Source organism: Fontibacterium abundans (SeqCode) (genome assembly GCF_965235095.1).
In the GTDB taxonomy this organism is placed as follows: domain Bacteria; phylum Pseudomonadota; class Alphaproteobacteria; order Pelagibacterales; family Pelagibacteraceae; genus Fontibacterium; species Fontibacterium abundans.
Window position 1 is genome coordinate 1,068,993 of sequence record NZ_OZ249405.1, and the last position, 22,061, is coordinate 1,091,053.

The 22,061-nt window shown below is 29.4% G+C and carries 21 protein-coding genes; 17 read left to right on the top strand and 4 right to left on the bottom strand.

Features of this window, described 5'->3' with window-relative positions; translation table 11 throughout:
* Positions 1 to 25 precede the first annotated feature (25 nt).
* A complete protein-coding gene (gene dnaK, locus AC8GER_RS05920; RefSeq protein WP_506597910.1) occupies positions 26 to 1,939 on the bottom strand; it encodes a molecular chaperone DnaK in 1,914 nt (637 codons plus the stop codon).
* Positions 1,940 to 2,059: 120 nt separating this feature from the next.
* Positions 2,060 to 2,617, bottom strand: coding sequence for a nucleotide exchange factor GrpE (locus tag AC8GER_RS05925; RefSeq protein WP_506597911.1), 558 nt, complete (start codon positions 2,615 to 2,617; stop codon positions 2,060 to 2,062).
* Positions 2,618 to 2,695: 78 nt separating this feature from the next.
* Between AC8GER_RS05925 and rph the strand changes: the two genes are divergently transcribed.
* Genes rph through AC8GER_RS05945 form a run of 4 tightly spaced genes read left to right on the top strand, consistent with a single transcriptional unit; the run spans position 2,696 to position 5,465 of the window.
* Positions 2,696 to 3,412, top strand: a complete 717-nt coding sequence (gene rph / locus AC8GER_RS05930; RefSeq protein WP_506597912.1) for a ribonuclease PH — start codon at positions 2,696 to 2,698, stop codon at positions 3,410 to 3,412.
* Positions 3,402 to 4,019: an RdgB/HAM1 family non-canonical purine NTP pyrophosphatase gene (gene rdgB, locus AC8GER_RS05935; protein ID WP_506597913.1), complete on the top strand. Its 618-nt coding sequence runs from the start codon at positions 3,402 to 3,404 to the stop codon at positions 4,017 to 4,019. The genes rph and rdgB overlap by 11 nt, the downstream gene beginning before the upstream one ends.
* Positions 4,020 to 4,023: 4 nt before the next feature.
* Entirely contained in the window at positions 4,024 to 4,878 is an 855-nt protein-coding gene (rsmI, locus tag AC8GER_RS05940; protein WP_506597914.1) for a 16S rRNA (cytidine(1402)-2'-O)-methyltransferase, read from the top strand.
* Positions 4,878 to 5,465: a BON domain-containing protein gene (locus AC8GER_RS05945; RefSeq protein WP_506597915.1), complete on the top strand. Its 588-nt coding sequence runs from the start codon at positions 4,878 to 4,880 to the stop codon at positions 5,463 to 5,465. The genes rsmI and AC8GER_RS05945 overlap by 1 nt, the downstream gene beginning before the upstream one ends.
* Here AC8GER_RS05945 and AC8GER_RS05950 read toward each other — a convergent pair.
* Positions 5,462 to 7,729 (bottom strand): NADP-dependent malic enzyme, encoded by a 2,268-nt coding sequence (locus AC8GER_RS05950; RefSeq protein ID WP_506597916.1) that lies wholly within the window; start codon positions 7,727 to 7,729, stop codon positions 5,462 to 5,464. The genes AC8GER_RS05945 and AC8GER_RS05950 overlap by 4 nt on opposite strands.
* Positions 7,730 to 7,832: 103 nt before the next feature.
* Here AC8GER_RS05950 and murJ point away from each other — a divergent pair, with 103 nt between their 5' ends.
* The 5 genes from murJ to AC8GER_RS05975 all read left to right on the top strand — a co-directional run bounded on the left by murJ (position 7,833) and on the right by AC8GER_RS05975 (position 12,593).
* Positions 7,833 to 9,347, top strand: a complete 1,515-nt coding sequence (gene murJ, locus AC8GER_RS05955; protein ID WP_506597917.1) for a murein biosynthesis integral membrane protein MurJ — start codon at positions 7,833 to 7,835, stop codon at positions 9,345 to 9,347.
* A 7-nt stretch (positions 9,348 to 9,354) separates the two neighbouring features.
* Positions 9,355 to 10,362, top strand: a complete 1,008-nt coding sequence (trpS, locus tag AC8GER_RS05960) for a tryptophan--tRNA ligase (RefSeq protein WP_506597918.1) — start codon at positions 9,355 to 9,357, stop codon at positions 10,360 to 10,362.
* A complete protein-coding gene (locus tag AC8GER_RS05965; RefSeq protein ID WP_506597919.1) occupies positions 10,362 to 10,817 on the top strand; it encodes a universal stress protein in 456 nt (151 codons plus the stop codon). Before trpS ends, AC8GER_RS05965 begins: the two co-directional genes overlap by 1 nt.
* Positions 10,818 to 10,890: 73 nt before the next feature.
* Entirely contained in the window at positions 10,891 to 11,430 is a 540-nt protein-coding gene (locus tag AC8GER_RS05970; protein ID WP_506597920.1) for a NifU family protein, read from the top strand.
* Between the two features lie 11 nt (positions 11,431 to 11,441).
* The gene (locus tag AC8GER_RS05975) at positions 11,442 to 12,593 is read left to right on the top strand and encodes a glucosaminidase domain-containing protein (RefSeq protein WP_506597921.1); all 1,152 of its coding nucleotides are present in this window, start codon (positions 11,442 to 11,444) and stop codon (positions 12,591 to 12,593) included.
* Here AC8GER_RS05975 and AC8GER_RS05980 read toward each other — a convergent pair.
* Complete coding sequence (locus AC8GER_RS05980) at positions 12,590 to 13,642, bottom strand: polysaccharide deacetylase family protein (RefSeq protein ID WP_506597922.1); 1,053 nt, start codon at positions 13,640 to 13,642, stop codon at positions 12,590 to 12,592. The two genes, AC8GER_RS05975 and AC8GER_RS05980, sit on opposite strands and share 4 nt — an antisense overlap.
* Between AC8GER_RS05980 and AC8GER_RS05985 the strand changes: the two genes are divergently transcribed.
* From AC8GER_RS05985 to nusA, 8 genes are all read left to right on the top strand, one after another.
* Positions 13,629 to 14,189 (top strand): hypothetical protein, encoded by a 561-nt coding sequence (locus AC8GER_RS05985; RefSeq protein ID WP_506597923.1) that lies wholly within the window; start codon positions 13,629 to 13,631, stop codon positions 14,187 to 14,189. The two genes, AC8GER_RS05980 and AC8GER_RS05985, sit on opposite strands and share 14 nt — an antisense overlap.
* A 107-nt stretch (positions 14,190 to 14,296) precedes the next feature.
* A complete protein-coding gene (gene miaB, locus AC8GER_RS05990; RefSeq protein WP_506597924.1) occupies positions 14,297 to 15,595 on the top strand; it encodes a tRNA (N6-isopentenyl adenosine(37)-C2)-methylthiotransferase MiaB in 1,299 nt (432 codons plus the stop codon).
* A complete protein-coding gene (locus AC8GER_RS05995; RefSeq protein ID WP_506597925.1) occupies positions 15,595 to 16,620 on the top strand; it encodes a PhoH family protein in 1,026 nt (341 codons plus the stop codon). The genes miaB and AC8GER_RS05995 overlap by 1 nt, the downstream gene beginning before the upstream one ends.
* A complete protein-coding gene (gene ybeY, locus AC8GER_RS06000) occupies positions 16,589 to 17,074 on the top strand; it encodes an rRNA maturation RNase YbeY (protein WP_506597926.1) in 486 nt (161 codons plus the stop codon). The genes AC8GER_RS05995 and ybeY overlap by 32 nt, the downstream gene beginning before the upstream one ends.
* Before the next feature lie 8 nt (positions 17,075 to 17,082).
* Positions 17,083 to 18,621 carry an apolipoprotein N-acyltransferase gene (lnt, locus tag AC8GER_RS06005; protein WP_506597927.1) on the top strand — a complete coding sequence of 513 codons (1,539 nt, stop codon included), beginning with the start codon at positions 17,083 to 17,085 and terminating at the stop codon, positions 18,619 to 18,621.
* On the top strand, positions 18,614 to 19,777 hold the full coding sequence (gene metK, locus AC8GER_RS06010; protein ID WP_506597928.1) for a methionine adenosyltransferase: 1,164 nt from the start codon (positions 18,614 to 18,616) through the stop codon (positions 19,775 to 19,777). The genes lnt and metK overlap by 8 nt, the downstream gene beginning before the upstream one ends.
* A 1-nt stretch (position 19,778) precedes the next feature.
* Positions 19,779 to 20,444 (top strand): tRNA (guanosine(46)-N7)-methyltransferase TrmB, encoded by a 666-nt coding sequence (gene trmB, locus AC8GER_RS06015; protein WP_506597929.1) that lies wholly within the window; start codon positions 19,779 to 19,781, stop codon positions 20,442 to 20,444.
* 67 nt (positions 20,445 to 20,511) lie between these two features.
* Positions 20,512 to 22,056: a transcription termination factor NusA gene (gene nusA, locus AC8GER_RS06020; RefSeq protein WP_506597930.1), complete on the top strand. Its 1,545-nt coding sequence runs from the start codon at positions 20,512 to 20,514 to the stop codon at positions 22,054 to 22,056.
* The last annotated feature ends 5 nt before the right edge of the window (positions 22,057 to 22,061 follow it).

The window sequence follows — 22,061 nt, forward strand, 5'->3', positions numbered from 1 at the left end:
TAAGGCAAAACCAGTTATAAATGGATTAGCCGTTCTTTTTGTTATCGTCTTTTACTTCTTCAAATTCGGCATCAACTACATCTTTTTTATCATCAGGTTTATTATCTGTTTTTGAAGCACCAGCCGTGTCTTGCTGAGCTTTATAAATGGCCTCACCTAACTTCATAGAAGACGTCATTAATTGCTGAGTTTTAGTTTTGATATCTTCAGTTTTATCAGATTTAATAGCCTCTTTTAAATCTTCCATATCTTTTTCAATTGCTTTTTTATCAGCTTCTGAAATTTTGCTTCCGTGTTCTTTTAAACTCTGTTCTGTTGAAGCTATTAAAGAGTCCGCGTGATTTTTTGCATCAACTTCTTCTCTTTTCTTTTTATCAGCCTCTTTGTTAGCCTCTGCTTCTTTAACCATTTTTTGAATTTCTTCATCGGTTAAACCACCTGAAGCTTGAATTTGAATTTTTTGTTCTTTTCCAGTTCCCTTATCTTTTGCAGAAACATTAACAATACCATTTGCATCAATATCAAAAGTTACTTCGATTTGAGGAACGCCTCTTGGTGCTGGCGCAATGCCTGTTAGTTCAAAGTTACCAAGTAATTTATTATCATTAGCCATTTCTCTTTCACCTTGAAAAACTCTAATAGTTACAGCTGGCTGATTATTTTCAGCAGTTGAGAATGTTTGACTTTTTTTAGTTGGGATTGTTGTATTTTTTTCAATTAATCTTGTGAATACACCTCCTAAAGTCTCAATACCAAGAGACAATGGAGTAACATCAAGAAGAAGAACGTCTTTAACATCACCTTGTAATACACCCGCCTGAACAGCAGCACCTAAAGCAACCACTTCATCAGGGTTAACACTTTGATTTGGTTCTTTTCCAAAGAAACTTTTAACTGCTTCAACAACTTTTGGCATTCTTGTCATTCCTCCAACAAGAATAACTTCATTAATTTCAGATGCAGAATAACCAGAATCTTTTAGAGCAATTTTGCAAGGTTCTATAGTTTTCTCAATTAGCTCTGCAGTAAGAGCTTCAAGCTTTGCCCTTGTGATTTTCATGTTAACGTGTTTTGGACCGCTTTTATCCGCTGTAATGAAAGGTAAATTTACTTCAGTTTGAGCTGAAGAAGATAATTCGATTTTAGCTTTTTCAGCAGCTTCCCTTATTCTTTGTAATGCTAATTTGTCAGTTTTTAAATTAATTCCGCTTTCTTTTTTAAATTCTTCGATAATATAATCTGTTACTACGGCATCAAAGTCGTCACCCCCCAAAGAAGTGTTTCCATTTGTAGATTTAACTTCAAATACTCCATCACCTAATTCAAGAACTGAAATATCAAAAGTACCACCACCTAAATCGTATACAGCAATAGTTTTGGCTTTTTTCTTATCAAGACCATAAGCAAGTGCTGCTGCTGTTGGCTCATTTATAATTCTTAAAACTTCAAGACCTGCAATTTTCCCAGCATCTTTAGTTGCTTGTCTTTGTGCATCATTAAAATAAGCAGGAACCGTTATAACTGCTTGCTTTACTTCGCTACCAAGATATTTTTCAGCAGACTCTTTCATCTTCATTAAAATAAAAGCAGAAATTTGACTTGGAGAATATTTCTTATCACGAGATTGAACCCACGCATCAGTACCGTTATCCGATTTTATTACTTTGTATGGAAGTCCCTGTATTTCTTTTTTTAAATTTGAATCATCAAAACTTTTTCCAATTAATCTTTTAACTGAGAAGAAAGTATTTTCAGGATTTGTTACCGCCTGTCTTTTTGCAGGAAGGCCAACTAATTTTTCACCAGATTCTGTAAAAGCCACAATAGAAGGAGTTGTTCGAACACCTTCTGCATTCTCTAATACTTTTGGCTGCGCACCATCCATAATGGCAACGCATGAGTTTGTGGTTCCTAAATCTATTCCAATTATTTTTGACATAAAATTCTATTTTTAAATTAATTTGTTAACCCTATGTGGTGCTTAATTTTAAGATTACAACCTTTGAGGCTAAATTTTTTTTATTAAAAAACCCTTAATTTATTTGGCTTTATTGAGCTATTAATTGGTATTAGTCTTTTTTTTAGAAATAGACACTAGAGCAGGTCTTAAAAGTCTATCATTTAACGTATAGCCTTTTTGAATTTCATTTATAACCATTCCATCTTCTTGTTCGCTTTCAACTTCATTCAACGCTTGATGAAAATTTGGATCAAATTTTTTGCCCATAGATTCAAATGATTTGATTCCATTCTTATCAAAACTATTTATTAATTCTTTTTCAATAAGCTCAATTCCAAGCATCGTATCTTTAAATTCATCTGATTTAAATTTAGGATTGTCTTTAAACAAACCAAAGGCTCTTTCTAAATTATCAGCAAGGTTAAGAATTTCTCTAGCAAAAGAAGAGGAGCTATATTTAATTAAATCTTCTCTTTCTTTTTCGTGAATTTTTCTAAGATTTTGGTTTTCGGCTAGTGAGCGAAGTAACTTATCATTTAATTCTTCGATTTTTTTCTCAAGATTAATTTCTAGATTAGGTTCTACCCCATTATTTTCTGGAGCATCTATTTTTTGTTCTTGATCTTTATTAGAATTAGTTTCTTCGTTATTATTCATAAGCTTATATATTTAGAGCAATACTTTATAATTTTTTTGACATATATAGGTACTATATTTCAGATTTCTAGCTTTATTATGAGAAAAGATAACAGAGATAATCTTAGTTTAAGAAAAATTGAGATAATTCCAAATTTTATTAAAAATTCAGAAGGTTCGTGCCTTGTTAAGTTTGGAGAAACACAAGTCGTTTGTACCGCTTCAGTTGATTCAAAAGTTCCAAGATGGCTTGTTGGTTCAGGAAAAGGCTGGGTAACAGCAGAATATGGAATGTTACCAAGATCTACCCATGAAAGAATGAGACGAGAGGCTGCGGTTGGTAAAATAGGAGGAAGAACATCTGAAATTCAAAGATTAATTGGAAGATCATTAAGAGCTGTTGTTGATCTAGGATTGTTAAATGAAAAATTAATTACAATTGATTGTGATGTTTTAACTGCAGATGGCGGAACAAGAACAGCGGCCATTACAGGTGGTTTTGTTGCATTAAAATTATGTATTGAGCATTTACTTCGAAATAAAGAAATTAAAACAAATCCAATGCAACAATATATAGCGGCGGTTAGTTGTGGAATTGTAGATGGTAAAATTTTATTAGATTTAAATTATGAAGAAGACAGCAAAGCAGATATCGATGCTAACTTTGTTATAACTGAGAATATGCAATTAGTTGAAATTCAGGCAACAGGGGAGAGAAAGACATTTTCAGATCAAGATCTAAGCGAAATGCTAAAAATTTCAAAGAGCGCAATAAAAGAAATAATACAACATCAAAAGTCTTGTTTTGAAAAATAAGTTAAAAAATTTAAAAAATATAAAATCTTTATTGATAGCTACCAACAATAAAGGAAAACTTTCAGAAATAAAAAAATTATTACCCAGACATATTACCTTTTATAGTCCAAAAGATTTTAACCTAATCGAACCTATCGAGAATGATAAAACATTTGAAGGCAATGCTGTAATTAAAGCAAGATATTGTGCCGAAAAATCAAAATTAATATCTTTATCCGATGACTCAGGACTGGAGATAACAACTTTAAATGGGGATCCTGGGATTTATTCAGCAAGATGGGCAGGAAAGAACAAAGATTTTAAATTAGCAATTAAAAAAGTTTATTCAAAACTAAAAAATAAGAAAAAACTAAACAAAAATAATAATGCTAGATTTTATTGTTCATTAGCAATTGCTTTTCCAAATGGAGAATACAAAACGTTTAGTGGAACGGTTAATGGTAAAATTTCATCAACTCCTAAAGGTAATAATGGATTCGGCTATGATCCTATATTTATTCCAAATGGCTATAAAAAAACTTTTGGCGAGATTAAGGCCAATACAAAGGATAAAATTAGTCATCGTTATAAGGCGTTTAATAAAATAAAAAGATATTTTAAATATTAGATTTATGGAAAATATTAAATTTATAGATCAGAATTTAGAAAAGGGGCTCTATTTAGTTTCAACACCCATTGGAAATTTAGCAGATATTACAATACGTGCTTTAAATATTTTAAAAAAATCAGATATTATTTTATGTGAAGACAGAAGAGTTTCAAAAAAATTATTAGATTATTATGACATTAAAGCTCAATTATTTTCATATCATAAGTTTAACGAAAAAGAATCAGTTGAAAAAATATTAGAAATTTTTAAAAAAAATAAAATTGTATCTTTAATAAGTGATGCAGGGACGCCGTTAATATCTGATCCTGGAAAAATTTTAATAAATGAGATTGAAAAAAATAATATAAAAATTATTCCAGTACCCGGAGCATCAGCAGTGACAGCAGCTTTTAGTTTGGCTGGTTATAGTGATGATTATTATTTTTATGGATTTTTACCTAAAAAGTTAGGAGAGAGAAAAAAAGTTTACGAAAAATTTTCTAATTTAGAAAGTTCAATTATTATATTTTTACCAGCTAGAGACTTAGTTTCTATAATAAAAGAAATGAAGGAGTTTCTTGGTGAAAGACAGATATTAGTTGCTAAAGAAATTACAAAAATACATGAGAATATAATCAAAGGAACGCTCGCTAATATTCTTGATAAAGTTAAATCAATTGTTCTTAAAGGGGAGGTTACAATAGTGTTGTCTTCTGAAACGAATAAAAATAAAGACCAAAATGTTGATTTAAATAAAGAAATTTTAGATTTATCAAAAAAAATGAAAACAGCAGATCTTGCAAAATACTTATCTAAGAAATTTAAATTTTCTAAAAAAGAAATTTATAAAAAAATTTTAATGTTAGATAAAAAATAATGAAATTTCTAAAAGTAATTTTTATATTTTTGTTTTTAACGTCGTGTATTGGAAATTTTACATCAACCGTTTTTGGTATTGGTGTTAATATTAATTTAGATCCAAGATCTCCAGGATTATATTTAGATGATAAATTAGCAGAAACACTTATCATGAAGAAAATTGTTCAGAACAATTACAAACAAATATTTTTAAATGTTAAAGTTATAGATGGAACTGCTATTTTAAGTGGTCGAGTTGAAAAAGCTGAAGATAAATTAAAAATGACAAAATTTGCATGGGAAACAGCAGGTATCAAAGCTGTGAGAAATGACATTGTTATTGCTGATGAAACTTCTTTCAGACAAAGAGCAAAAGATTTATTAATATCTTCACAATTAAGTGCGGCGTTATTAATTAATAAAAAAATTAATTCACGAAATTACAATTTAGAAACTATTAATGGTAAGATTTATATTTATGGAATGGCAAAAACTACAGCTGAACTTGAAGAAGTTGTTAAAGAGGCAAAATTAATACCTGATGTAGTAGAGATTGTTCCAAGTATTATTCTTGCTGATAATTTATCTAGAAGAAATTATCTTTAATTCTTTTTATACTTAATTACATCTGAAGAAAAAGCAGCAATAGCTGCCATATTAAAGATATCAGAAACTTTTGATCTTAAAGTTGCAATCTCAATAGGTTTATTTAACCCAATTAATAAAGGACCAATTAATGTGCTGCCACCCAGTTCTTTGAGTAACTTTGTAGAAATTGCAGCACTGTGAATTGCTGGCATAATTAAAATATTTGCAGGAGCTGATAATTTTGAAAACGGATAGATAGTTTTAAATTTTGGATTTAAAGCTACATCCGGTTGCATTTCTCCTTCAAATTCAAAATCAACTTTTCTTTTCTCAAGTAAGTCTCTAGCCTCTCTTAAATGAATGCTTCTTTCAGACATTGGTTTTCCAAATGTTGAATGAGCAAGAAAAGCAACTCTTGGAGTAAAACCAAGATTTCTTGCGACTCTAGCTGAAGAGATAGCAATGTCAGCTAAATTTTCTGCAGTTGGATATTCATGAACGTTTGTATCTGCAATAAATACTGTCCCTTTTTTGGTAACAACAATTGTAAGTCCGAAAATAATTTCACCTGGTCTTTCATCTACAACGTATTTTATATTCTCCAAAGTGTCGCTGAAAGTTCTAGTCACACCTGTTACCATCGCATCGGCGTCTCCAAGATCCACCATACAAGATCCAAAAACAATTCTATTTGTTCTAATTAATCTATCGCAATCTCTTTTTAAGAAACCTTTTCTTTGTAATCTATTATAAACATGATCCGTATATCTTTGTCTTTGTTTTTCATCTTTCGAATTATGAATTTCGATAGATTTATCTAATGTCAGACCAAGATCTTTAAGCTGCTGTGCAATTTTTTCGCTGCTGCCAATCAAAACAGGAGTTCCAAGTCCATTATTTTTAAAATCAATTGCGGCTCTAAGCATAGACTCTTCTTCCCCTTCAGCAAAAATAACTCTTTTTTGTTTTTTTCTTACTTGCGCATAAATGTTTTGTAAGAAACCAACGGAAGGATCTAATCTTGCAGCAAGACTATCTTTATATGCTGCGATATCTTCAATTTTCTTTTGTGCAACGCCACTTTTCATAGCAGCTTCGGCTACTGCAGCAGATACATTTCTAATCAATCTTGGATCAAAAGGAGACGGGATAATATAATTTTTTCCAAATTTTGGTCTTTCACCCCCGTAAGCTGCAACCACTTCATCTGGAACATCTTCTTTTGCAAGATCTGCTATTGCTCTTGCAGCAGCGATCTTCATTTCTTCATTAATAGTTTTTGCTCTACAATCTAAAGCTCCTCTAAAAATATATGGAAAACCCAAAACATTATTTACTTGGTTTGGATAATCGGATCTTCCAGTTGCAATAATTGCATCGCTTCTTGTTTGTTCAATTAGCTCAGGAAGAATCTCAGGATCAGGATTTGCGCAAGCAAATATAATTGGATCTTTTGCCATAGATTTTACCATTGCGGCTGTTACGACATTTTTTGCAGATAAACCTAAAAATACATCTGCTCCTTTCATCGCCTCTTCTAAAGTTCTAAGCTTTGTATCTGCAGCATGCGCTGATTTAAATTGATCTACTTTTAGACGACCTTTATAAATAACTCCTTCTTTGTCTAACATCACAACATTGTCATCTGGTAAACCCATTGCCTTTAATAATGATATGCACGAAAGCCCAGCAGCTCCTGCGCCGTTAGCAACAACTCTTACTTTTTTTATTGATTTTTTTACAATCTCCAGAGCATTTAAAATTCCAGCCACAGTAATAATAGCTGTTCCATGTTGGTCATCATGAAAAACAGGAATTTTAAGTCTATTTTTTAACTCTTGTTCAATAATAAAACAATCTGGAGATGCGATATCTTCTAAGTTTATGCCTCCAAAACTATTTCCAATTTTAGCAACACAATTAATAATTTCTTCTGCATTTTGTGAATCAACCTCAATGTCAATTGAGTCAATATCGGCAAATCTTTTAAAAAGAACAGCCTTACCTTCCATTACTGGTTTTGAAGCAAGTGCTCCCAAATTTCCAAGTCCTAAGATTGCAGTTCCGTTTGAAATAACGGCCACAGTATTTCCTTTGTTAGTGTAATCATAAGCTTTCGATGGATCTTTTGCTATCGCCTCGACAGGAACAGCAACACCAGGAGAATACGCAAGCGCCAAGTCTCTTTGCGTTGCCATCGGCTTGCTTGCTATTATTTCGATTTTTCCAGGCTTACCCTGACTATGATAGTCTAAAGCTTCTTTATCTGTAAACTTTTCCATAATATTGTTTTTAATATAAATAAAACTGTAAGAAGAAGTTATTTTTCTTATACTAAGTTCTTAGATTTTAAATTATTAAAACAAAGTTGAAACTAAATATCAAATGAATATTTTAAAAAATATCTCTTATTTTGGCTTTTCGACTTTTTTGAGTAGAATTCTTGGATATTTAAGGGATACTTTAATTGCGGTGTTTCTTGGAACTTCTGCTGTTGCGGACGCACTTTTTGTTGCATTTAGAATACCAAATACTTTTAGATCATTATTTGCGGAAGGTTCTTTTAATTCCGCTTTTATTCCAGCTTATACAAAGCAAAAGGGTAGTAAAAAAAATCATTTTGCAAATCAAATATTAAATTTATTAATTATTTTTATTCTTTTTATAATTTTTATTATTGAAATATTTACACCTGAGTTTTTATTTCTTATTTCACCTGGATTTAAAGATATTGATGGAAAATTTGATCTTGCCGTAGACCTTAGCAGAATTACTATTCCATTTTTATTTTTTGTATCTATTTCATCATTTCTTTCAGCTATTTTAAATTCAAAAGGAAAATTTTTCATTACTGCTGCAGCACCTATCATATTAAATATTTTATTAATTTTATCTTTAGTTTTTTTTAACAGTACTCATACAGAAATAGTTTATGCGTCTTCCTATGCGCTAACGATTGCGGGAATTATTCAGGTTATTTTTTTATTTTTCTTTGCAAAAAAATATTTCAAAATTAACTTAAGTTTTATTATTAATATTAATAATCAAGTAAAATCCTTTTTTAGTAAATTATTACCCAGTGTTTTTGCATCGGGGGTAAATCAAATAAATATTTTAATTGGCACAATTATTGCTTCATTTGAAAGTGGAGCAGTTTCTTATTTATATTACGCAGATAGAATTTATCAGTTGCCATTAGCTTTAACTGGGATTGCAATAGCAACCGTTATCTTGCCAAGCTTATCTAAAGAAGTTTTTAAATCGAAATTAGTAAAAGTAAATTTTATTCAAAATCGCTCTTTAGAATTGTGTTTATTTTTATCGTTACCAGCAACAGTTGGAATTTTTCTTGCATCAGATCAGATTATATCGGCTTTATATGGTTATGGTTTTTTTGATGATGAAAGCGTTATCAATACCTCAGCAGCTCTCTTTTTATTTGGAATAGGACTGCCTGCTTTTGGATTAATTAAAATTTATTCAAGTTTTTATTTTGCAAGAAGTAATACAAAATTTCCTTTTTATTTGTCTTTATTCTCGGTGATTTTAAACATTTCAATTAGTCTTTCCTTATTTAATACTTATGGTTTTCTAATTATACCTCTTGCAACCAGCATCTCGGCTTGGCTAACAGTTATTATTTATCAACTAAATCTTATTAAATCCGGATATCATTCTTTTGATAAATTATTTGTTATTAGATTTATAAAATCAATTTTGTGCACATTAATTATGGGATTAATTCTTTCTGTTTTATTAAAACATTTTGCAAATTATTTAGAATCAAAAACGATATTAAAAGCGATAATTTTAATATCTCTGGTTTTATTCTCGGCGTTTATCTACTTTTTAACTGCCTATTTTTTAAAAGCGTTTCGTATTAAAGATTTAAAGGTTTAAATTTTAAATGATTAAAAATAGAATTTTATCCGGTGTTCAGCCAACAGGAAACCTTCATCTTGGCAACTATTTAGGCGCAATTAAAAATTTTGTTAAATTACAAAAAGATTACGAGTGTTATTTTATGTTGGCAGATCTTCATTCAATCACTGTATTTCAAGATCCAAAAAAATTAAGAGAGAATATAATTGAAACAGCCGCTGTTTTTCTTGCCTGCGGATTAGATCCAAAAAAGAATGTTATATTTTGTCAGTCGAGTGTTGCCGGACATTCTGAATTAGCATGGATATTTAATTGTGTTGCAAGAATTGGCTGGTTGAATCGAATGACGCAATTTAAAGAAAAAGCAGGATCGAATAAAGAAAAAGCAAGTGTTGGTCTTTATTCCTACCCAACATTAATGGCAGCAGATATTTTACTTTATAAGGCAACACATGTTCCTGTGGGTGAAGATCAAAAACAACATTTGGAACTGTGTAGAGATATTGCGGTGAAATTTAATAACGATTTTAATTGTAAAGACTTTTTTACATTACCAGAACCTATTATTACAAAAGAAGTTGCAAGAATAATGAGTCTGAAAGATGGAACTAAAAAAATGAGCAAGTCTGATGAATCTGAAGCTTCAAGAATTACTTTAACAGACACAGAAGAAGATATTGTGCAAAAAATTAAAAAAGCAAAAACAGATAATGATTTGATTCCAGATACTGAGTCAAAATTAGCAGACAGACCAGAGGCTAGAAATTTAATTAATATCTTTTCTATTTTAAATAACAGCACAATTGAAAAAACTTTAAAAGAATTAAGTGGTAAAAATTTTTCTGAATTAAAAAATAGACTAAGTGAAGTTTTAGTTAAAGAAATTGTTCCGATAGGAAAAAAGATTAAAGAATTTAAAAAAGACACTGATGAAATTAAAAAGATTTTAAAAAGCGGAAGTGAAAAAGCTAATATTGAATCTCAAAAAACTATAAAAGAAGTACATAAGATTGTTGGATTATCTCTATCTTAATGAGAAAAAATTATTTAGTTATTATTGACGAGAGTGATGAACTTAAGAATGCAATTTATTTTGCAGCCAAAAGATCAGTAGCAAATAATGCTAATTTAATAATGCTTTATGTTGTAAGGCCCGCAGTGAATGCCGAGTGGGCATCAGTTGGAAATCTTATTGAGCAAGAGGAGACAAGTGAGGGAAAAAAAATTAGCCGACTTTGGTCAACTGTAGTTGAAGAAAAATTTAAAATAAAACCGCAGATTATTATTAAGATGGGTGATAAGGTTGATGAAATAATCAAGTTTCTTAAAGAGGATAAGAGTATTAGATTTCTTGTATTAGCCTCTTCAACTGATAGCGATCCAGGGCCTATTATTAAATCTTTATCAAAAAAGATGAATGATCTGCCAGTGCCCTTAGTTATAATCCCAGGTCTCATTTCTGAGAAAGAGATCGATAATTTAATATAAGTTATTGAATTATAAGCTTTATTATAAATGGTGCTTACTTTAACAACAAATCATACTAACTAAATATATACATATGAATATTGATGTGCAGCAGACCCCAAATCCAGACACATTAAAATTTGTGTTAGGCTTAGAATTAGTGCAAAGCGGCTCTATCGAATTTAAAGCTCATTCAGAGGCTAAAGAGTATCCCTTTGTTCAAAAAATATTTGAGCTTGGAGTTGAGCTCGTCTTTTTTGGAACTAATTTTATCTCTGTTAAAAAAAATAGCTCTTTAGAGTGGGGGCAAATATTAGAGCAAATTAAAAATATTATAAAAAACGACTTTCCTAAAAATTTTAAAGCGATCACTATAAAAAAAGAAACAATTGATAATAAAGATGAAGTATTTAAAAAAATAGAAGAAGTACTAGAACTAAAAATACGCCCTGCTGTTGCACAGGATGGAGGCAATATTAAGCTAAGATCTTTTATTGATGGAGTGGCTGAAGTAGAACTGCAGGGTAGCTGCGCAGGCTGTCCTTCCTCTACATTAACTTTAAAACAAGGCGTGGAACGAATGCTCGTTCATTATGTGCCTGAAGTAAAAAGCGTTAGAGCTGTAAGTCTATAATCTAAATTAATATGAAAAAAATAATTATTAATCAAAAATTAATTAATTTTTTTAAAAAAATAAGAGAAGAAATTTTGAACAATGGTTTTTCGCGGTATATTGTTGATACATTTGCTCCAACATTTAGATTTTTTTCTTTTGTTTTAAAAAATATAAATAAAATTTACTTTTTTCTAATTACGAAACTTAATCTTAAAAAAATTTTACCATACACCGTTATTGTTACTTTAATAATTTTTACCGCTTTTGTTCCGGAGATGTTTAAGTCCACAGCTGATAAAAAAAAAATTATTAATAATCAAACAGAAGAATATACTACCAATGATCTTTCCATTGATCAGATATTAAAGAAAAGTTTCTTAACTAATGATTCAAAAAAATTAAGTTTAGATTTTCAGCAAGTGTTAGGTATTATTAATTTATTTGAAAAGAGCGGTTATAATCTTGAAAAAGTTAGAGATGGAGAGCCTGTTGCTAATTTCTTTTTAGCAAAATTTCCAGAAGGTATTAGTGAATTAGATAATATTGAGCAAAGAAAAAGAATTTTTATACAAATATTATTGCCTATCGTTTTATCGGAGAATGAAAAAATTATTGAAGACCGAAGAAAGTTAACTGCCATCATGAATAGAAAAAGTTTTAAAAAGGACGCTGATTGGTTAAATGAGAAGTTCCAGCAATATAAAGTTAAAAATAACAGTGTTAAAGAATTATTAGTTAAAATGGACATTATTCCTCCTTCATTAGCTATAGCGCAAGCGGCTTACGAAAGTGGTTGGGGTACATCTCGTTTTGCAACTGAGGGCAATGCTTTATTTGGTCAGTGGGGATGGAAAGAAAACAAAGGGATGGTGCCAGAAAATCGAGGCGAAGATGAAAAACATGAAATTTCAAAATTTAATAAAATTAGATATGCAGTGAGTGCTTACAAAAATAATTTAAATACACATCCGTTTTATGAGGAATTTCGCATAGAAAGAGCCAAACAAAGATCAGGCAGACTAAGCGGATCAATATCAGGCATAAAATTAATCAAACATGTTCATAAATATTCAATTAAAGGAGACGATTATGTTCTTGGTTTAAAGAAAATTATTGAACAAAATTCTCTACAAGATTTCGATAAAGCAAATTTATTAGTTAAAAGATCAGGATCGATCTAATTTCCATCTACCACAAACTGAAATCCCAACCAGCGCCATTGATTATCTTTATCTAATAAAGAACAATTAATTCTACCAGTTCTTGTTGTAAATTTTTTATCTAAATTAACTTTTATCCAATTTTTTTCAATAAACGATATTTTCTTTTTACTCCACTCCCCACCATCATTAGCAAAGCAATTAATTTTTTCTAAGTTGGTAGTTTCTTTAAAAAATTCTATTTCAATTTTTGGAGGATTTTCTGATTTTGTAAGAAATTTATTTTCTGGTTTGAAAGATTTAAAAGGAAAAGGTTTAGTATTTAACAATGTTAAAAATCTTTCTGGTTTCCCATAATTTTCATTTACAGGATAACGAGGTAACTCAAATAAGTCTTTTGATTTATCGATAACGCCGGAATGTTGTCCGAATGCTAATTCATAATTAAATTCTTTTACAATTTTTTTAAAAATAGAACTGTATTCACCAAATGGATATGAAAAATATTTTGGCCTAAAAGATAATTCTCTTAAAAAATCTTTATGAGATTTTTCTAAATCTTCTCTTATTTCGCTTTCAGATTTATTAATTAAAAATTCATGAGAAAAACTATGTCCACCAATAGTTCCAATTTTAGAATTATGAATTTCTCGCACTTGATCCCAAGTCATGTAATTGGGATTGTTGGTATTAACTTCTCGTGTATTAAAAAAAAGTACAAATGGAATTTTTTTCTCTTTTAATATCTTCCATCCATTGTCGTAAAAAGATCTATAGGCATCATCAACGGTAATTAAAACTTTTTTTGAGTCGTAACTTTTGTTCTCAATAAGAATTTTTCTTAATTCATCAATTGAAATAAATTCAATCTTGTTTTGATTAATAATTTCAAGTTGCAAATTAAACTCTTTAAGCCTGACATTGGTTGATGGATATTTATTTTCTTCAAAACGATGATACATTAATCCAATAATTCCTTTTTCATTTTGATATTCTTGAGAATTAACTCCAGAAAGATTAGCAATTATAAAAAAAGTAATTAAAATAATTCTTTTTATGAATGAAGCCATGAATTCCCGTTTTTGTTCGATCGATTTTACACTGGGAAGTTTAATACTAATCGCAAAAGAAAACAATTCTGACTTTGCTTTAGTTAAAGATAAATTCTTAAATAGTGAAAATTTTATAAATATTCTTTTAAATTTCTTTCAGCAAAACAATATCAAGATAGAAAACTTAAATTATTTAATGATTAATTTAGGGCCAGGTGGATTTGTTGGTCTTAGAAACATCTTGTCTTCAATTAAAAGTATTGCCTTAGTTAAAAAAATCAAAGTACTTGGATTTAATAATTTTCAGATTCTAAAAACTACAATTACCAATCAAGATTATGAAAAAGTTGCTATAGAAGTTAATAATAGATTTTATGTTAAGGATCTAAAAAATTGTGATGACTATTATTCAAAATTTACCCTTCAAAATGCTTTAGAAAAAAATAGTGATAAAATAGTTAAATTTTCAAAATTACCCGAATACACATCTAAGAATCTTCAATATATTTTGGATAATAAACTTTTTATTGATAACAAATTATTCCCTATTTATGAAAATATGTAACAAATATATTTCATTTATTTGTTTTTTTTTATACCTTCAGAGCTTCTAATATTTTGAGATTAAAATAATTGTTAAAAACATTTTATATAAAGACTTTTGGTTGTCAGATGAATGAGTACGATTCTGATAAAATATCCGACTTAATGCAATCTGTTAATTTTGTAAGATCTGAAACTTTAGCAGATGTAGATTGTATTATATTTAATACTTGCCACATTAGAGAAAAAGCAACTGAGAAAGTTTACTCTGATATTGGTAAAATTAAAAAGCTGAATCGATCTAAAAAAAAACCAATTTTCGTATTAACGGGATGTATAGCGCAAGCACAAGGTGAGGAGATTTTTAAAAGAACTAACTATGTCGATATTGTTGTTGGGCCACAATCTTACCATCGACTACCTGAACAAATTAAAAATTTTGCAGAAAGAAAAGAAAATTTTTCTGACACTAATTTTGAATTAATAGAAAAATTTGATACTTTAGATAATTTAAAATCTTCAAGAAAATCTAAAGTTTCTGAATTTTTAACCATCCAAGAAGGCTGTGATAAATTTTGTTCCTTTTGTGTAGTTCCTTATACAAGAGGCGCTGAATTTTCTAGATCGTTTAACAGCATTATTAATGAGGCAAAAAAATTATCAGATAATGGAGTTAGAGAAATTGTTTTGCTTGGACAAAATGTTAGCGCTTACAAATTTGTAGATGGGAACAAAACTTATAATCTTGCAAAACTAATAGATGAAATAGCAAAAATTAATTCAATTCATCGAATACGTTTTACCACTTCACATCCAAATGACATGGATCAAGAATTGATAGAGGCTTTTAAATATCAAAAAAAATTAATGCCGCAATTACACTTACCCATTCAATCAGGTTCTAATAAAATTTTAAAATTAATGAATAGAAAACATACAAGAGAATATTATTTAGATTTAATCGCTAAATTTAAAGAAGCTAATCCAGAAATGGAATTTTCTAGCGATTTTATAATTGGTTTTCCAGGTGAGGAAGAACAGGATTTTCAAGATACGCTTGATATTATTAACAGAGTAAATTTTAATAGTTCTTATTCATTTATATATAGTCAAAGACCAGGCACTCCAGCTGTTGATAGAGATCAGATATCTCTAGATATATGCAAAGGCAGATTATTAAAATTACAAACTTTATTAGGTGATATTCAATTTAAAAACAGTAAACAATTAATAGGAACAAAAACTGAAATATTAATTGAGAATAAAACTAAAACTCCCGGTCAATTCTTTGGTAGAAGTAAATTTATGCATTCTATTTTTTTTAACTCTGAAAATTGTAATCCAGGAGATTTAGTGGATATTGAAATTACTTCCTGCAATAGCAAAAATCTTTTTGGTATATTGCAAAAAGAAGAAGTACTTGTTTGATGAATATATCTAAAGTTTCTAGTTCACAGATTGAAATTATTGAAAAAAATAATGATTATTTAAGTTTTTACATAAAAAATAATTTAGTTTTGAGTAAAATTATTGGTGAATTTGATTCTAATCTTAAGGAAATAGAAAACATTACTAATACAAAAATTAATTTAAGAGGAAATTTAATGATTGTAAGAGGTGATGTGAGTAATAGGCAATCTGTTGTTCAAATTATGGATAATCTTATCGCAAAATTTGTAAACACGAACAGTATTGAAAAAGAAGACATCAAGACAATCTTTGACGTAACTAAAATGAATAGAACAGAGTCAAATCCTAATTCAATTTATAGTGATAACGATGCTATCAAAACATCAAAAAAAATAATTTTACCAAGATCGGAGAAGCAGAAAATTTACGTAGATGCTTTAAAAAATCATAAGATTGTAATGGCATTAGGACCCGCCGGAACTGGAAAAACATTTTTGGCAGTTGCCGTAGCTGTTACTTTTTTATTAGAAGATAGAGTTAAAAAAATAATTTTATCAAGACCAGCAGTAGAGGCTGGAGAAAATTTAGGTTTTTTACCTGGGGATATGAAGGATAAAATTGATCCTTATCTTATACCTCTTTACGACTCTCTTTATGAACTTCTAGGATATGACAAAATTCAAAAAAAAATAGAAGAGGGCATAATTGAGATCGCACCACTTGCTTTTATGAGAGGAAGAACACTAAAAGATTCATTTGTCATATTAGATGAAGCTCAGAATGCAACGTTTACTCAAATAAAAATGTTCTTAACGAGACTTGGAAATAATTCAACGATGGTAATAAACGGAGACCCATCACAAGTGGATTTGGCAAAATCAAAAGAGTCTGGGCTTTATGAGACCACAAAAATTCTTAAAGATATTAAAGAAATTAAAACCATAAACTTTGATCATAATGATGTTATGCGACATCCTTTAGTTTCTAAAATAGTTAAGGCTTATGATGATTATGAAAAAAAAGAGCCAAATGGTAAAAGTTAATTTAGCTATTGAGAATAAGAACTGGAAATCCAGATACCCCAAAGTAAATTTGTTTCTTACAAAAAGTATTAAAAAAATTTTATCATCTATATTCCCATCTCGGGCGATTGCCTTTGAAATATCCATCCTTCTTACAGGCACAAAAAATATGAAGAATCTCAATAAAAAATTTAGAAAAATTAATAAGGACACAGACGTTTTGTCTTTTCCTGCGGAGGAGAAAAATTTTTTTAAAAAAGATTTTATATTAAAGAAAAAGCTTTACCTTGGAGATATCGCACTAAGTTACCAATATATTGAGGCAATTATTAAAAAACAAAATATAAGCTTTGATGATTATTTTAAAAAAATGTTAGTTCATGGTGTTTTGCATCTTATTGGCCATGAACATGATTCATTTAAAAAATACAAAAAAATGAATCTATTAGAGCAAAAAATTATTAGAACTATTTAAAAATAAAGATGTCAAAAAAAAATATTTTTTTTATTTACATTTTTTTATTATTATTAGGCTCTTTATCTAGCTTTTCCTTACCCCCTTATAATTTTATCTTTATAAATTTTATTACCTACTCTTTATTTTTGTATTTAATAATTCTGTTTAAAGAAAAAAAAGTAAAATTATCTAATTTCTTTTTTTTAGGTTTTGCCTTTGGTTATGGATATTTTGCAAGTAGTCTTTATTGGGTTTCTCACTCATTAACTTTTGACAAACAGTTAACCTTTTTAATGCCCGTTGCCATACTAGGCTTGCCTATTTTGCTTGCCATCTTTTATGGGGCCGCAGTTATTGCAATCCATTCTTTGATAAAAAAAGATTATTTGTTTTTGTTAATATTTTCTATTTCCTTATCCATATTTGAATATTTACGAGGGATACTGTTCACAGGATTTTCTTGGAATTTAATATCTTATTCATGGAGTTTTTCACTTGAGAGTATTCAAATATTAAAATTTATTGGCACATATACTTTTAACTTTTTTAGCATTCTTATTTTTTCAATTTACTTTAATTCTTTATGGCCTGTACAGTTTAAGAAAATATTAGTCAATTCTGCTTTTTTATTTATTGTTTTAATTTCTAATTATTTATTTGGAAAAATTATAATAAATAATGCAGAGTTTAATCAGTATAACGATGTTAAAATAAAAATAGTCCAGCCTAATATTGATATTGCAAAGACGTGGGGGATTGAAAACGAAAATAGAAATTTAGTTACTTTAATTAATCTTAGTAAAACCAACAAAGATGAAAAAACTTTAATTGTTTGGCCCGAGGGGATGATCCAGCAAACTAATCCTAAAGATTTATATAAATATAAAGAATACTTTAATAAAAATTTCTCTAAAAATCATTTAATTATTGTTGGAGTAACCAATCCAAGTATTTCAGGTAATAAAATTAATTTTTATAACTCCTTAGTCGTACTTAATAATAACGCTGAAGTTGTTAGTGTTTATAATAAAATTAGACTTGTTCCATTTGGAGAATTTATTCCTTTTGAAAATTTATTAACAAAGTGGGGATTAAAAAAAATTACATTTGGATACAGTTCTTTCTCTTCAGGTGCTGAAAGAAACGAGATTAAAATATTTAACAATTTATCTTTCCTGCCTTTGCTTTGTTATGAAATAATCTATTCCGGTGACCTTAAACGCGATTCTAAAGATTATAATTTCATAATAAACATTTCAGAGGACGGTTGGTTTGGAGATTCAATAGGTCCTTATCAACATTTAACCCAAGCGGTTTTTAGAGCAGTAGAGCAAGGTTCTCCAATTGTAAGATCAACTAACAAAGGCATGTCCGCTTATATTTCTTCAAATGGAAAAATTGTAAATTCTTTAGAATTAAACAAATCTGGATTTATTGATGTAAAATTATCCTTTTTAAAAGAAAAAACCTTATTTTCTTTATTAGAAAACTACATTTTTTATTTTACAATCTTCTTAAGTATTATATTCGTAATTGCTCTTAGAAAATTAAATAAAAATGGCTAAACAAGATTACATATTTACAAGTGAATCAGTATCGGAAGGGCATCCAGATAAAGTTTGCGACATCATATCGGACTCAGTACTCGATTTATATTTATCTAAATTTCCAGAAAGTCGAGTTGCTTGCGAAACTTTAGTAACCACAAATACAGTTGTGATTGCTGGTGAAGTAAGGGGTCCAGAAATAAACAGCGATGAAATTGAAAAATTAATTAGATCTAGAGTTAAAGACATTGGTTACGAGCAAGAAGGTTTTCATTGGAAAAATTTAAAATTTACAAACTATCTGCATAGTCAATCACAAGACATAGCTGCAGGTGTTGATTCAGCAGGCAATAAAGATGAAGGCGCAGGCGATCAAGGAATTATGTTTGGTTATGCTTGTACAGAGACAAAAGATCTTATGCCAGCACCGATAAGTTATTCTCATAAAGTTTTACAATTAATGTCAGAGGCAAGAAAATCTGGAAAAGAAAAATTTTTAAGACCTGATTCAAAAAGTCAATTTTCAGTTATTTATGAAAAAGGAAAACCAAAAGGAATTTCTTCAATAGTTGTTTCAACACAACACGATGAAAGTATTGATCAAGAAAAAGTTAAAGAAATCGTTCGTCCTTATGTTTTGTCAGTCATCCCAAAAGGTTGGATGTGTGATGAGAAAAATTTTTATGTGAACCCAACAGGAAGATTTGTTATTGGCGGACCTGACGGTGATACAGGACTAACAGGTCGAAAAATTATTGTTGATACTTACGGCGGCGCAGCACCTCATGGTGGTGGAGCATTTTCAGGAAAAGATCCAACAAAAGTGGATAGATCAGCAGCTTACGTTGCAAGATATTTAGCAAAAAATATTGTAGCCGCAGGTGTTTCAGAAAAATGTTTAATTCAATTGTCTTATGCAATTGGCGTATCGCAACCTCTTTCAATTTATATCGATTTATTTGATGGTGAAGATAATAAATCAAAAAAAATTGAAGAAATTATTTCTAAAAATTTTAATTTAAGTCCAAGAGGCATTCGTGAGTTATTAAAACTTAATAAACCAATTTATCAAAAAACAGCCGCGTACGGACACTTTGGTAGACAACCAGAAGACAATGGTTCTTTTAGCTGGGAAAAAACTGATTTAATTAAATATTTTCAATCAAAAGTATAATTTGATCGACGACAAAAAAAAGATTTTTTTTGGAAGATCAAAATCAAGAGCCTTATCTAAAAGTAAAAAGTTTTTTTATGAAAATCACAAAAAAGATTTTTTAGTCAATTTTGAAGAAATAAAAATAGTTAAAAATAAAGATTTCATTTTAGAAATAGGATTTGGTTTGGGTGAGAATTTATTATTTCAAGCGAGCAGTCATCCTAAAGATTATTTTATTGGAGTTGACCCTTTTATTAATGGCGTCGCTAATGTTTTGCAAAAAGCTAAAGAATTAAACCTAAATAATATTTCAATACTAGATACCCCTGTACAAAAAGTTATAGATAATTTTTTAGATAATTTTTTTTCAAAAGTTTTTGTGCTATTTCCAGATCCATGGATGAAGAATAAGCAAAAAAAAAGAAGATTGCTAAATTATTTATTTTTAGAAAAAATTTTAAAAAAAATGAAAATTAAATCTACACTAATATTTGTAACGGACGATCAGGACTATTTTAATTATGTTGTAAAAGAGATTTCTTTATTAAAGAAAAAAACAGATACTTTTGAATATAGCTTGAGCAATAGACATCCCATAGTCGACACAAAATACTCAAATAAGGCCAATAAATTAAAAAAAGATATTTATTTTTTAAATCTTGATAAGTTAAAAAATGTAGCATAGATTAAGGGAAATTATTGAAAGTACATGATGGGCTTAGGCCCATTTTTTTTTACAGGAAACAAAACTAATGTTAAATAACAGAGTTGATACAGTTGAACTGATTAGAATAGTTGACGCTGTCGCAAACGAAAAATCAATTGATAAAGAGCTTGTGCTTACTTCTATGGAAGAGGCCATTGAGAAAGCTGCACGAACTCGTTACGGACAAGAAAATAATATTTATGTTTCTATTAATAGAGCTAATGGTCAAATCGAATTAGGGCGAAGATTAAAAGTTGTAGAAAATCCAGCCAACAGCCAAAACGAAATTAGCTTAAAAGACGCTAAAAAAATTAAAAGCGATATAGAGCTTGATCAAGAAATTTTAGAACCACTACCACCAGTTGATTTTGGTAGAATAGCTGCTCAAGCTGCAAAACAAGTTATCACTCAAAAAGTAAGAGATGCAGAAAGAGAAAAACAATATAACGAATTTAAAGATAAGATTGGTGAAGTTCTAAGCGGAATAGTTAAGAGAATAGAATTTGGAAATATCATCGTTGATTTACAAAAAGCTGAATCAATTATTAAAAGAGATGAGTTAATACCAAGAGAAAATATAAAAGTAGGTGATCGAATTAAAGCTTATTGTTACGAAGTTAAAAAAGAAGCTAAAGGTCCACAAATATTTTTATCAAGAGCGCATCCACAATTTATGGCGAAATTATTCAAACTTGAGGTGCCAGAAATTTATGAAGGAACAATTGAAATTAAATCAGTAGCAAGAGATCCTGGAAGTAGAGCAAAAATTTGTGTTACATCAAAAGACAAATCTATAGATCCAGTTGGAGCTTGCGTTGGTATGAGAGGAAGTAGAGTGCAAGCGGTGGTGAATGAATTACAAGGAGAAAAAATTGATATCATTCATTGGTCAGAAGATCCGGCGACACTTGTGATAAACGCTTTAGCGCCTGCTGAAGTTCAAAAAGTAGTTCTAGATGAGGCTACAAAAAGAATTGAAGTCGTAATTGATGAAAATAATCTTAGCAAAGCGATTGGAAGAAGAGGACAAAACGTAAGACTTGCTTCTAAGTTAATGAATTATGAAATTGATATTTTAACAGATCAAGAAGAAACAGAAAAACGACAATCGGAATTTAAAATTAAAACGAAACGATTTATTGAAAGTTTAGAAATTGATGAAATGATGGCCCAACTTTTAGTACTAGAAGGATTTTCTTCTATCAAAGAAATTGATGGTTCTCCTTTGGAAGAGATAACGAAAATTGATGGTTTCGATGCAGACACAGCAAAAGAATTAAAAGAAAGAGCGAAAGAATATTTAGAAACAGAATCTAAAGAAATATCAAACAGAGTTAAAGAGTTAGGTATTCAGGATGATCTTATGAATCATCCAGGACTATCACTTGGAATGCTACTTACTTTAGGTGAAAAAAATATTAAAACTCTAGCTGACTTTGCAGACTTATCAGTTGATGAAATCTTAGGCGGTTACGATGAAGTTAAAGGAAAAAGAGTGGAATTTGAAGGAATCCTCCAGAATTTCGATATCATAAGAGCTGAGGCTGAGCGTCTGATAATGAGCGCTAGAGAAAAAGTTTTTAACAAATAGTAAAC

What these genes read in the sequence shown, in the direction of transcription:
- miaB (WP_506597924.1), top strand. Translation starts at nt 14,297, where the DNA reads ATGAATGAGTACGATTCTGATAAAATATCCGACTTAATGCAATCTGTT.
- AC8GER_RS05965 (WP_506597919.1), top strand. Translation starts at nt 10,362, where the DNA reads ATGAGAAAAAATTATTTAGTTATTATTGACGAGAGTGATGAACTTAAG.
- dnaK (WP_506597910.1), bottom strand. Translation starts at nt 1,939, where the DNA reads ATGTCAAAAATAATTGGAATAGATTTAGGAACCACAAACTCATGCGTT.
- metK (WP_506597928.1), top strand. Translation starts at nt 18,614, where the DNA reads ATGGCTAAACAAGATTACATATTTACAAGTGAATCAGTATCGGAAGGG.
- AC8GER_RS05980 (WP_506597922.1), bottom strand. Translation starts at nt 13,642, where the DNA reads ATGGCTTCATTCATAAAAAGAATTATTTTAATTACTTTTTTTATAATT.
- AC8GER_RS05945 (WP_506597915.1), top strand. Translation starts at nt 4,878, where the DNA reads ATGAAATTTCTAAAAGTAATTTTTATATTTTTGTTTTTAACGTCGTGT.
- AC8GER_RS05950 (WP_506597916.1), bottom strand. Translation starts at nt 7,729, where the DNA reads ATGGAAAAGTTTACAGATAAAGAAGCTTTAGACTATCATAGTCAGGGT.
- nusA (WP_506597930.1), top strand. Translation starts at nt 20,512, where the DNA reads ATGTTAAATAACAGAGTTGATACAGTTGAACTGATTAGAATAGTTGAC.
- AC8GER_RS05970 (WP_506597920.1), top strand. Translation starts at nt 10,891, where the DNA reads ATGAATATTGATGTGCAGCAGACCCCAAATCCAGACACATTAAAATTT.
- rph (WP_506597912.1), top strand. Translation starts at nt 2,696, where the DNA reads ATGAGAAAAGATAACAGAGATAATCTTAGTTTAAGAAAAATTGAGATA.
- lnt (WP_506597927.1), top strand. Translation starts at nt 17,083, where the DNA reads ATGTCAAAAAAAAATATTTTTTTTATTTACATTTTTTTATTATTATTA.
- AC8GER_RS05995 (WP_506597925.1), top strand. Translation starts at nt 15,595, where the DNA reads ATGAATATATCTAAAGTTTCTAGTTCACAGATTGAAATTATTGAAAAA.
- AC8GER_RS05985 (WP_506597923.1), top strand. Translation starts at nt 13,629, where the DNA reads ATGAATGAAGCCATGAATTCCCGTTTTTGTTCGATCGATTTTACACTG.
- AC8GER_RS05925 (WP_506597911.1), bottom strand. Translation starts at nt 2,617, where the DNA reads ATGAATAATAACGAAGAAACTAATTCTAATAAAGATCAAGAACAAAAA.
- murJ (WP_506597917.1), top strand. Translation starts at nt 7,833, where the DNA reads ATGAATATTTTAAAAAATATCTCTTATTTTGGCTTTTCGACTTTTTTG.
- AC8GER_RS05975 (WP_506597921.1), top strand. Translation starts at nt 11,442, where the DNA reads ATGAAAAAAATAATTATTAATCAAAAATTAATTAATTTTTTTAAAAAA.
- ybeY (WP_506597926.1), top strand. Translation starts at nt 16,589, where the DNA reads ATGAAAAAAAAGAGCCAAATGGTAAAAGTTAATTTAGCTATTGAGAAT.
- rsmI (WP_506597914.1), top strand. Translation starts at nt 4,024, where the DNA reads ATGGAAAATATTAAATTTATAGATCAGAATTTAGAAAAGGGGCTCTAT.
- trpS (WP_506597918.1), top strand. Translation starts at nt 9,355, where the DNA reads ATGATTAAAAATAGAATTTTATCCGGTGTTCAGCCAACAGGAAACCTT.